At 67.9% G+C, this 10,467-nt stretch carries 6 protein-coding genes; 1 reads left to right on the top strand and 5 read right to left on the bottom strand.

The window, feature by feature from the left end:
- A partial coding sequence (gene gltB / locus JWQ05_RS05860) for a glutamate synthase large subunit (protein WP_299655925.1) occupies positions 1–3,997 on the bottom strand: 3,997 nt, incomplete at its 3' end.
- 736 nt (positions 3,998–4,733) lie between these two features.
- Between gltB and JWQ05_RS05855 the strand changes: the two genes are divergently transcribed.
- The gene (locus tag JWQ05_RS05855; protein WP_299655922.1) at positions 4,734–5,681 is read left to right on the top strand and encodes a hypothetical protein; all 948 of its coding nucleotides are present in this window, start codon (positions 4,734–4,736) and stop codon (positions 5,679–5,681) included.
- Positions 5,682–5,783: 102 nt separating this feature from the next.
- On the opposite strand, the gene JWQ05_RS05850 is transcribed toward JWQ05_RS05855, so the two are convergent.
- The 4 genes from JWQ05_RS05850 to JWQ05_RS05835 form a co-directional block, all read right to left on the bottom strand.
- Positions 5,784–6,074, bottom strand: a complete 291-nt coding sequence (locus JWQ05_RS05850) for a formate dehydrogenase subunit delta (protein ID WP_299655919.1) — start codon at positions 6,072–6,074, stop codon at positions 5,784–5,786.
- Positions 6,075–6,112: 38 nt separating this feature from the next.
- The gene (fdhD, locus tag JWQ05_RS05845; protein WP_299655916.1) at positions 6,113–6,973 is read right to left on the bottom strand and encodes a formate dehydrogenase accessory sulfurtransferase FdhD; all 861 of its coding nucleotides are present in this window, start codon (positions 6,971–6,973) and stop codon (positions 6,113–6,115) included.
- A complete protein-coding gene (gene fdhF, locus JWQ05_RS05840) occupies positions 6,960–9,821 on the bottom strand; it encodes a formate dehydrogenase subunit alpha (RefSeq protein ID WP_299655914.1) in 2,862 nt (953 codons plus the stop codon). Before fdhF ends, fdhD begins: the two co-directional genes overlap by 14 nt.
- Positions 9,822–9,834: 13 nt before the next feature.
- Positions 9,835–10,467: NADH-ubiquinone oxidoreductase-F iron-sulfur binding region domain-containing protein (locus JWQ05_RS05835; protein ID WP_299655912.1), on the bottom strand; the 633-nt coding region annotated here is incomplete at its 5' end.

The following is a 10,467-nucleotide window of genomic DNA, read 5'->3' as shown; positions in this document are numbered from 1 at the left end:
CGTTGGCGTGGCCCGTCAGCGCCAGGGTGACGCCCGCCGCCAACCAGGCGCCGAAGCTCTGGCCGGCGGTGCCGGACAGCTCGACCCGGATGGTGTCGTCCGGCAGGCCCTCGTGGCCGTAGGCCTTGGCGACCATACCCGAGAGCATGGCGCCGGCCGTGCGGTCCGAGTTCCGGATGACGTCCCGCACCACCACGGCTTCGCCGCCATCGAGGGCTGCGCGCGCGCCCGCGATCAGGCGCCGGTCGAGGACGTCGTCGATCGGGTGCTTCTGCTTCTCGGTGTGGCGGATCGCGACGTGCGCGGGCACCTCCGGGCGGTGGAACAGCTTTGAGAAGTCGAGGCCGCGCGCCTTCCAGTGGTTGATGACCTCCAGGGTGTCGAGATAGTCGGCCCGGCCGATGAGGTCCTCGAGCTTGGTGAAGCCCATCGCCGCCATCAGCTCGCGCAGCTCCTCCGCCACGAAGAAGAAGTAGTTGACCACGTGCTCGGGCGTGCCCTTGAAGCGCTTGCGCAGGACGGGGTCCTGCGTCGCCACCCCCACCGGGCAGGTGTTGAGGTGGCACTTGCGCATCATGATGCAGCCGGCCGCGATCAGCGGCGCGGTGGAGAAGCCGAACTGGTCGGCCCCGAGCAGTGCCGCGACCAGAACGTCGCGCCCCGTGCGGATGCCGCCATCGGCCTGGAGCACAACACGTCCGCGCAGGTGGCTCAGCACCAGGGTCTGCTGGGTCTCGGCGAGACCCGTCTCCCAGGGGCCACCCGCGTGCTTGATCGAGGTCAGCGGCGCCGCACCGGTGCCGCCGTCGAACCCGGAGATCGTGATGTGGTCGGCCCGGGCCTTGGCGACGCCGGTGGCCACCGTGCCGACACCGACTTCGGAAACGAGCTTCACGGAGACGTCGGCGGACGGGTTCACGTTCTTCAGGTCGAAGATCAGCTGGGCGAGATCCTCGATCGAGTAGATGTCGTGGTGCGGCGGCGGCGAAATCAGGCCGACGCCCGGTGTCGCGTAGCGGACCTTGGCGATCTTGGCATCGACCTTGTGGCCGGGCAGCTGGCCGCCTTCGCCGGGCTTGGCACCCTGCGCGACCTTGATCTGCATCATGTCGGCGTTGACGAGGTACTCGGTCGTCACGCCGAAGCGGCCGGAGGCGACCTGCTTGATCGCCGAGCGGCGCGAGCGCCCGTCGGCCATCGGCTTGAAGCGCTCGACCTCCTCGCCGCCCTCGCCCGAGTTCGAGCGGCCGCCGAACGAGTTCACCGCGATGGCGAGGGTCTCGTGCGCCTCCTTGGAGATGGAGCCGTAGGACATCGCGCCCGTGGCGAAGCGCTTGACGATGTCCACCGCCGGCTCGACCTGATCGATCTCGACCGGCGCACGGCCGAGCTCCGCCGCCTGCTTGATGCGGAACAGCCCCCGGATCGTCTTGAGGTGGTTCTCCTGCTCGTTCACCAGGCGGGCGTATTCGCGGTAGCGATCGGGCAGGCCGAGGCGCACCGCGTGCTGAAGCGTCGCGACGGAGTCGGGCGTCCAGGTGTGGCTCTCACCGCGCAGGCGGTAGGCGTACTCGCCGCCGACATCCAGGGAGGTGCGGTAGATCGGCGAATCGCCGAAGGCATCCGAATGGCGCCGCGCGGTCTCCTGCGCGACCTCGGCCATGCCGATGCCCTCGATGGTGGTGGCCGTGCCGAAGAAGTCGCGCGCCACGAAGGACGAGTTCAGGCCGATCGCGTCGAAGATCTGCGCGCCGCAATAGGACTGGTAGGTCGAGATGCCCATCTTGGACATGACCTTGAGCAGGCCCTTATCGATCGACTTGATGTAGCGGTAGACGATCTCGTCCGGCGTCAGGTCCGGCGGGAACTCGTCCTTCATCGCGATCAGCGTCTCGAAGGCGAGGTAGGGGTTGATCGCCTCCGCGCCGTAGCCGGCCAGACACGCGAAATGATGCACCTCGCGCGGCTCGCCCGATTCGACCACGAGGCCGACCGACGTGCGCAGCCCCTTGCGGATCAGGTAATTGTGCACGGACGCCGTCGCCAGCAGCGCCGGGATCGCGATGCGATCCGGGCCCACGCCGCGATCCGACAGGATGATGATGTTGTAGCCGCCGCGCACCGCGACCTCGGCCCGGTCGCAGAGTCGGTCGACCGCGCCCTCCATGGCCGCAGCGCCGGTCTCGGCCGGGAAGGTCATGTCGAGGGTCTTGGTGTCGAAGCGGTCCTCGAAATGCGAGATCGAGCGGATCTTCTCGAGATCGCCGTTGGTCAGGATCGGCTGGCGGACCTCGAGGCGCTTCTTGCGGGAGGCCCCTTCCATGTCGAGCAGGTTCGGGCGCGGGCCGATGAACGAGACGAGGCTCATCACGGCCTCCTCGCGAATCGGGTCGATCGGCGGGTTCGTGACCTGCGCGAAGTTCTGCTTGAAGTAGGAGTAGAGCGACTTCGGCTTGTCCGAGAGCGCCGAGAGCGGCGTGTCGGTGCCCATCGAACCGACGGCCTCCTGGCCGGTGACGGCCATCGGCGCCATCAGCAGCTTCAGGTCCTCCTGGCTGTAGCCGAAGGCCTGTTGGCGATCGAGGAGCGAGACATCGGAACGCGAGGCGCGCGGGATGACGGGCTTGAGGTCCTCGAGCACGATCTGGGTGTTCTTCACCCACTCGGCGTAGGGGTGGGCAGCCGCAAGTTCGCTCTTGATCTCCTCGTCGGAGACGATGCGGCCCTTTTCCAGATCGATGAGCAGCATGCGGCCGGGCTGCAGGCGCCAGGACTCGACGATCTTCTCGTCCGGGATCGGCAGCACGCCCATCTCGGAGGCGAGCACCACGAGGCCGTCATCGGTGACGAGGTAGCGGGCCGGGCGTAGGCCGTTGCGGTCGAGGGTCGCGCCGATCTGGCGTCCGTCGGTGAAGCAGACGGCGGCGGGGCCGTCCCACGGCTCCATCAGGGCGGCGTGGTACTCGTAGAACGCCTTGCGCTCCTCGTTCATGAGCGGGTTGCCCGCCCAGGCCTCGGGGATCAGCATCATCATCGCGTGGGCGAGCGAGTAGCCGCCCTGCACGAGGAATTCGAGGGCATTGTCGAAGCACGCGGTGTCGGACTGGCCCTCGTAGGAGATCGGCCAGAGCTTCGAGATGTCGTTGCCGAACAGCTCGGAATCCACGCTCGCCTGACGGGCCGCCATCCAGTTGACGTTGCCCCGCAGGGTGTTGATCTCGCCGTTATGCGCGACCATCCGGTAGGGATGCGACAGGCGCCAGGTCGGGAAGGTGTTGGTGGCGAAGCGCTGGTGCACGAGGGCCAGCCCCGAGACGAAGCGCTCGTCCTGCAGGTCGCGATAGTAGTCGCCGAGTTGGTCGACCAGCACCATGCCCTTGTAGACGATGGTCCGGGTCGAGAGCGACACCGGATAGTAGGTGCTCGCCCGCTCGTCCTTGAGCCCGTAGACCTTGTTGGAGATCACCTTGCGGGCGGTGAACAGGCGCCGCTCGAACGCGTCCTCGTCCGCGATGGTCGCGGGCCGGCCGATGAACACCTGGCGGTGGCAGGGCTCGGTCTCCTTGACCATGACGCCGAGGTCGCTGGGGTCCACCGGCACGTCGCGCCAGCCGAGGAAGGGCAGGCCCTCGTCGGCGAGCGCCTTCTCGACGATGTCCTCGACGAGGCTGCGCGCTTCCGTATCCTTCGGCATGAAGAACTGGCCGACGCCGTAATGGCCCGGCTCCGGCAGGGTGATCCCGAGCGCCTCGCACTCGGCCTTGAAGAAGGCGTGCGGGATCTGCACGAGAATGCCGCAGCCATCGCCCATCTTCGGGTCGGCGCCCACCGCGCCGCGATGGTCGAGGTTCTTGAGGATCTGCAGGCCCTGCTGGACGATGGCATGGGTGCGCCGGTCATGCATGTCGGCGACGAAGCCGACGCCGCAGGCGTCTCTCTCGCGGGCGGGATCGTAGAGCCCCTGCGCCTTGGGCAGGGCGCGGTCGCGCACGATCAGCGGCGCGCCGCCGTCGCGGGTGGCGGGAACCGACGCCTGAAGCGCCCCGAACTCAGCAGATGCGACCACGTCCACCATCTCTTGCCTCCGACCTACCCGCACAGCGAGCATGTTTCATGCCCGGAGCCCGAGGGGCGTCCGGGTTTCGCGTCTCTCGACGGCGTCGGCTCTGGGCGGGGTCTTCGGTCAGAAGCGCCCGCTTCTCGCGGGCTCGACGCCGGCTTGGTATCAAGCCGTGCGGGCCCGGATCGCCGTCGTGGCAACCGGCTTCGAATCTCGTTTGGTCGCCGGTAACGTCACCTGAGCGAGATCCTCGAAGCCATCCGGGCAGGCAACCTGCCGGGGAATGGGACAGCCTTGCTGTCCTACCGGAAGAAAGTGACAGATTTTAACCGCTCCAGCAAGGGCGTGCCATGACGCACGCGGCGGTTTTCAGGCCGTAACCATCCGCTTCGCCGAAGCAACGATGACGCAGGGACGGGCGGTCTTCGCGGCTGTGCAACCTCGAGGATGTCTGCCGTGAAAAAATTCCGCCGCGTCCGGCCCGCAATGTCGCCCCATTCGGACGCTTAACAGGTTCTTGCCGAGCACAAGCGGCATGCGGGGTTGCGAGACCCGGCGGATCGTGGACCGGGGGACCTGCGCCAACAGCAGGCCTCCGGATCGACCCTATCAATCCGGAATTCGAACCCGCGATCCGGCTTCGAACCCGATGGCCTCGTGTCCCAGGACGCCCATGCGTGCTTCCCGCTCACACCATGCCTTATCCGCGGGCTTCCTGGCGGGCTTTCTCGCCCTGTCGGCTTTCGGGACCGGCACGGCGCTCGCGCAATATGCCTATGAGCCCGACCTGCTCCTGCCGCCCCGCGCCATCGTCTGGCGATTGAACGACCGGGGCTTCACCGAACTTTCCCGTCCTCGCTTCGATGGACAAGCCTACATCGTCGAGGCCTCGAACCCCTACGGAGACAGGGTCCGCCTGTTCGTGGACGCCCGCGACGGCCGGATCGTCGGGCGCCAGCGCCTGGACGCCCCGCCGGAGCCGCCGGCGCGCCTCGTGCGCCGCGGCGCCCCGGGCTACGGCTGGACGGAGGAGGACGAGACGCCCCGCCGGCCGTTCCGCGAGGCGGAACGGATCGTCCCGCCCGCCGACATCCCCTTCCCCCAGAGCCAGCCCCGCCGGCCGCGCCCGGACCCGGTCGAGCGCCCGCACTTCGCTTCGCGACCCGAACTCGCCGCGAGACCCGAGCCGGCAATCCGCACCGCGCCGCTGTCGCGGACGGAGCCGGTCGATCGCAACCCGTCGGGCCTCAACCCCGACGCCCGGGGAGCCGAGACCAAACCGAAGGCGGAAGCCCCTCGGAAGGTCGTGCGCCTCAATCCGCCCCCGAAGCCGGCTGTGCCTTCGGCGACACCCGAGGCGCCCAAGCTGTCCGCCGTGCCGCCGGCCACGACGAAGACCGAGGCAAATCCGAGCGCAACAAGTGCCGCCGTGGCACCACCACCCGCGCAGGATGCGGCAGCTGCGAGCCCCAGCATGACGCCGGCCTCGGTGCAGCCACCGCCGACGGAGAAACCCGCAGCGCAGAACTGGAAGGACGTTCCGGCCGATGCCAAGCGTCCGGTCCGTGTGATCGGCGGCGCCACATTGGTCCCCGGCACCACGGCCAAGAGCGCGGACTGATCCCAGGCGCGACGGACTGCCTGACGTGAAGAAAGCCGCGCGGCGATCACCGCGCGGCTTTCTTCGTTTCGCGCAGGACGTTTCGGCGTGAAGGCCGCGCCTTCAGCCGGCGTCGCTGGCGCCGGCCCCCTGAAGGTGCGGGTCGCGGGTTCCCGCACGCACCGGGCTGTCGGCGTCCGGGCGCTCCCGGAGCGCGCGCAGAGCGAGCGGGTCGAGGCCGCTCTCGGGGGCGGGTCCGTACTCCTCGAGGGCGGCTCGCATCTTCGGCGTCCAGAAAGCCAGAATGTGCTTGTGGATGCCGGCCACCGCCTCGTCATCCGGATAGGACCGGAAGAACGTGGCGATCTGGTTCGCCATGCGGACGAGCCGGTCGTTGGACGAGAGGGCGCTCATGGAATCGGAACCCAGGTCGAGGGATGGGACCCGCGCCGTCAGGGACGCGCGGGCAGATCGAGGCGTTCGCGGCCGGTGAAGACCGTCAGGGTGTCGGAGCGGGCGATGGCGCACAGCGTCATGCCGTGAAGGCGCGCCCGGTCGATGGCCAGCGAGGTCGGGGCCGAGATCGCCACCAGCACGGTGGCCCCGAGACTCGCCGTCTTCTCCACCATCTCGAACGAGCAGCGACTCGTGATGACGACGAAGCCCGCCGCCGGGTCGGTACCGCGCCGGATCAGGGCACCGATCAGCTTGTCGAGCCCGTTGTGGCGTCCGACGTCCTCGCGCAAAGCCAGGAGCGACCCGTCGAGACCGGCCCAGGCGGCCGCGTGGACCGCTCGGGTTTCTGCGTTGAGTACCTGCGCGTCACCCATGGCCAGCAGCGCGCGCTGGATCGCGGGAATCGTGACCCGCCCAGCCCCGTGCAGCGGCGCATCGGCCTTGGGTAGCGAGGCGAGATCATCGATGCCACAGACGCCGCACCCGGTGCGCCCCGAAATCGCGCGCTTGCGGGCGAGATGCTCGCGCAGGCGCCCGGGTACGAGATCGACGAGCAGGCGCATGCCGCCCTCCGCGGCGTCGTGTTCGACCGCGACGGAGCGGATCTCGTCGGCCGTCGCGATGATGCCTTCCGTCAGGCTGAACCCGTAGGCGAAATCCACGAGATCGGCCGGCGTCGTCATCATCACGGCGTAGGGCACGTTGCCGTAGACGAGGTTGACCGGCATCTCGACGGCGAGGGGCCGGGTGCCGTCGCGCGGCGTCGGATCGTCATAGGCGACGACCAGGGTCGGAACGCGCCGGGCCGTCTCGGCCGGCGCGCCCGGGTTCAGAACGTCGTTGTCACTCGGCTGCATTCAGTCGGGTCGCAATCCGGGTCAGCGAGAAATCTTCCTCGAAGAACCGCGCCTGCCAGTCGGAGGGACGGTTCGTCCGCCGGACCTGCACCGCCGTGACCTTGTACTCGGGACAGTTGGTGGCCCAGTCCGAGTAGTCGGTGGTGATCACGTTGGCGCCGGTCTTGGCGTGGTGGAAGGTCGTATACACCACGCCGGGCTGCATGCGCTCGGAGACGATGGCCTTGAGGGCGATGTCGCCCGATCGGCTCTCCAACGCCACGAGATCGCCGTCGACGATCCCGCGTACCTCCGCGTCGAAGGGGTGGATCTCCAGCACGTCCTCCTCGTGCCAGCGCGAGTTCTCCGTGCGGCGCGTCTGCGCGCCGACATTGTACTGCGACAGGATTCGGCCGGTGGTCAGGATGAGCGGGAAGCGCGGCCCTGTGCGCTCTTCGGTGGGCACGTATTCGGTAATCATGAACTTGCCGAGGCCGCGCACGAATCGGTCCACATGCATCATCGGTGTCCCGAGCGGAGCAGCCTCGTTGCACGGCCATTGGATCGAACCGAGTTCGTCGAGCTTGGCGAAGCTCACGCCCGAGAAGCTCGGGGTCAGGGACGCGATTTCGTCCATGATCTCGCTCGGATGGGTGTAGTGCATCGGGTAGCCGAGCGCGTTGGAGAGCAGCATCGTACCCTCCCAGTCGCCGATGCCGGCGAGCGGCGGCATCACCTTGCGCACCCGGGAGATGCGGCGCTCGGCATTGGTGAAGGTCCCGTCCTTCTCCAGGAACGAGGCGCCCGGCAGGAAGACGTGGGCGTATTTCGCCGTTTCGTTCAGGAAGATGTCCTGGATGACGATGCACTCCATCCCCATCAGGCCGGCGGTGACGTGGTGCGTGTCGGGGTCCGACTGGGCGATGTCCTCGCCCTGGATGTACAGGCCCTTGAAGCCGCCATCGACGGCTTCATCCAGCATGTTGGTGATCCGCATGCCCGGATCCTTGTCGAGCGACACGCCCCAGAGCGCCTCGAAGGTCTCGCGGGTGGCATCGTCCGAAACGTGGCGGTAGCCCGGCAGCTCGTGCGGGAACGAGCCCATGTCGCAGGAGCCCTGCACGTTGTTCTGGCCGCGCAGCGGGTTCACGCCGGCGCCCAGCATGCCGATGTTACCGGTAGCCATCGCGATGTTGGCCATGCCCATGACCATGGTCGAGCCCTGGCTGTGCTCGGTGACGCCGAGTCCGTAGTAAATGCCGGCGGCCCCGCCCGTGGCGTAGAGGCGCGCGGCGGCGCGAAGCTCCGTCGGATCGACGCCGGTGTAGATCGCCTGCGCTTCCGGGGAGTGGCGCTCGTCGGCGACGAAGCGGGCCCAGGATTCGAAATCGGCCAGGTCGCAGCGCTCGCGCACATAGGCCTCGTCGATGAGGCCCTCCGTGACGATGACGTGCGCCATCGCGTTGATGAAGGCGACGTTGGAGCCGGGCTTCAGCGGCAGGTGGTGATCCGCCTTGATGTGGGGCGACTTCACCAGATCGATTTTTCGCGGATCGGCGACGATGAGCTTGGCGCCCTCACGCAGGCGCTTCTTCATGCGAGACCCGAAGACCGGATGGCCATCGGTCGGGTTGGCGCCTATGACCAGGATCACGTCGGAATGCGCCACGGAGGCGAAGTCCTGTGTGCCGGCCGAGGTGCCGAGCGTCGACATCAAACCGTAGCCGGTGGGCGAGTGGCAGACGCGGGCGCAGGTATCGACGTTGTTGTTGCCGAACGCCGCGCGGACCAGTTTCTGGACGAGGTACGCTTCCTCGTTGGTGCAGCGCGACGAGGTGATGCCGCCCACCGAATCCTTGCCGTACCTCGTCTGGATCCGCTTGAACTCGGAGGCCGCGCGGTCGATCGCAACCTCCCACGACACCTCCTGCCAAGGGTCCGTGATCTTGTCGCGGATCATCGGCTTGGTGATGCGGTCCTTGTGGGTGGCGTAACCGTAGGCGAAGCGGCCCTTGACGCAGGAATGACCTTCGTTGGCCTTACCGCCCTTGTAGGGCACCATGCGGACGATGCGCGTGCCCTGCATCTCGGCCTTGAAGGCGCAGCCGACGCCGCAATAGGCGCAAGTCGTGACCTCGGAATGGTCCGGCTGACCATGCGCGATGATCGACGTCTCGGTCAGCGTCGCGGTTGGGCAGGCCTGGACGCAGGCGCCGCAGGACACGCACTCGGAATCCATGAAGTTCGTCGGGCCGGCGGCCACACGGCTGTCGAATCCGCGCCCTTCGATGGTCAGCGCGAAGGTGCCTTGCACCTCCTCACAGGCGCGAACGCAGCGGTTGCAGACGATGCACTTGGCTGGGTCGTAGGTGAAGTACGGGTTCGAGGTGTCCTTCGGCAGGTACTGGTCCGAGGTCGGCTTGACGTGGTTGGCGCCGTCATAGCCATAGCGCACGTCGCGCAGGCCGACCGCGCCGGCCATGTCCTGCAACTCGCAATCGCCGTTGGCCGCGCAGGTCAGGCAGTCGAGAGGGTGGTCGGAAATGTAGAGCTCCATCACGCCTTTGCGGAGCTTGGCGAGCTTGTCCGTCTGGGTCGCGACCACCATGCCGTTCTCGGCGGGCGTGGTGCAGGAGGCGGGCGTGCCGCGCCGTCCCTCGATCTCGACGAGGCAGAGCCGGCAGGAGCCGAAAGCCTCCAGTGAATCCGTGGCGCAGAGCTTGGGGATCTGCGTCCCGGCCTGCATGGCGGCGGCCATCACGGAGGTGCCGGCAGGCACGCTCACGCGCATGCCGTCGATGGTCAGGGTGACGGTCTGGTCCGCGACGCGGATCGGGGTGCCGTAATCGATCTCTTTGATGAGGGCCATGGCTGCGCGCCTCCTACTCGGCGGCGACGGACACCGGCCCGCGCTGCTCGAAATCCTCGGGGAAATGGGTGATCGCGCTCATCACGGGCATCGGCGTCAGACCGCCCATGGCGCAGAGCGACCCGTCCGTCATCACGTCGCAGAGGTCGGCCACCACGGCGAGGTTTTCGGTGGGCCGGATGCCCGCGATCACCTTGTCCATGGTCTCGACGCCGCGCGTCGCGCCGATGCGGCAGGGGGTGCACTTGCCGCAGGATTCCGCCGCGCAGAACTCGAAGGCGAAGCGCGCCTGTTTCGCCATGTCCACGGTGTCGTCGAACACCACGATGCCGCCGTGCCCGACGAGGCCTTTCTGGGCCGCCATCGCCTCGTAATCGAGGGGCGTGTCGAGGAGGTGATCCGGGAAGTAGGCCCCGAGCGGCCCGCCCACCTGCACCGCGCGCACCGGACGCCCGCTCTGCGTGCCACCTCCGAAATCCTCGATGATCTCGCGCAGCGTGATGCCGAAGGCGTACTCGATCAGGCCGCCGTGCTGGATGTTGCCCGCAAGCTGGATCGCGAGGGTGCCGAGCGACCGGCCCATGCCGTATTCGGCATAAGCCTTGGCGCCGTGCTCCAGGATGTAGGGCACGGCCGTGAAGGTCAT

The sequence above is a fragment of the Methylobacterium sp. genome (assembly GCF_028290105.1).
Classification (GTDB): domain Bacteria; phylum Pseudomonadota; class Alphaproteobacteria; order Rhizobiales; family Beijerinckiaceae; genus Methylobacterium.
This window is presented reverse-complemented; position numbering and strand designations above follow the sequence as displayed.

Excerpts from the sequence above, each read along its gene's own strand:
- fdhD (WP_299655916.1), bottom strand. The coding sequence starts at position 6,973 with ATGCAGCCGAGTGACAACGACGTTCTGAACCCGGGCGCGCCGGCCGAG.
- JWQ05_RS05850 (WP_299655919.1), bottom strand. The coding sequence starts at position 6,074 with ATGAGCGCCCTCTCGTCCAACGACCGGCTCGTCCGCATGGCGAACCAG.
- fdhF (WP_299655914.1), bottom strand. The coding sequence starts at position 9,821 with ATGGCCCTCATCAAAGAGATCGATTACGGCACCCCGATCCGCGTCGCG.
- JWQ05_RS05855 (WP_299655922.1), top strand. The coding sequence starts at position 4,734 with ATGCGTGCTTCCCGCTCACACCATGCCTTATCCGCGGGCTTCCTGGCG.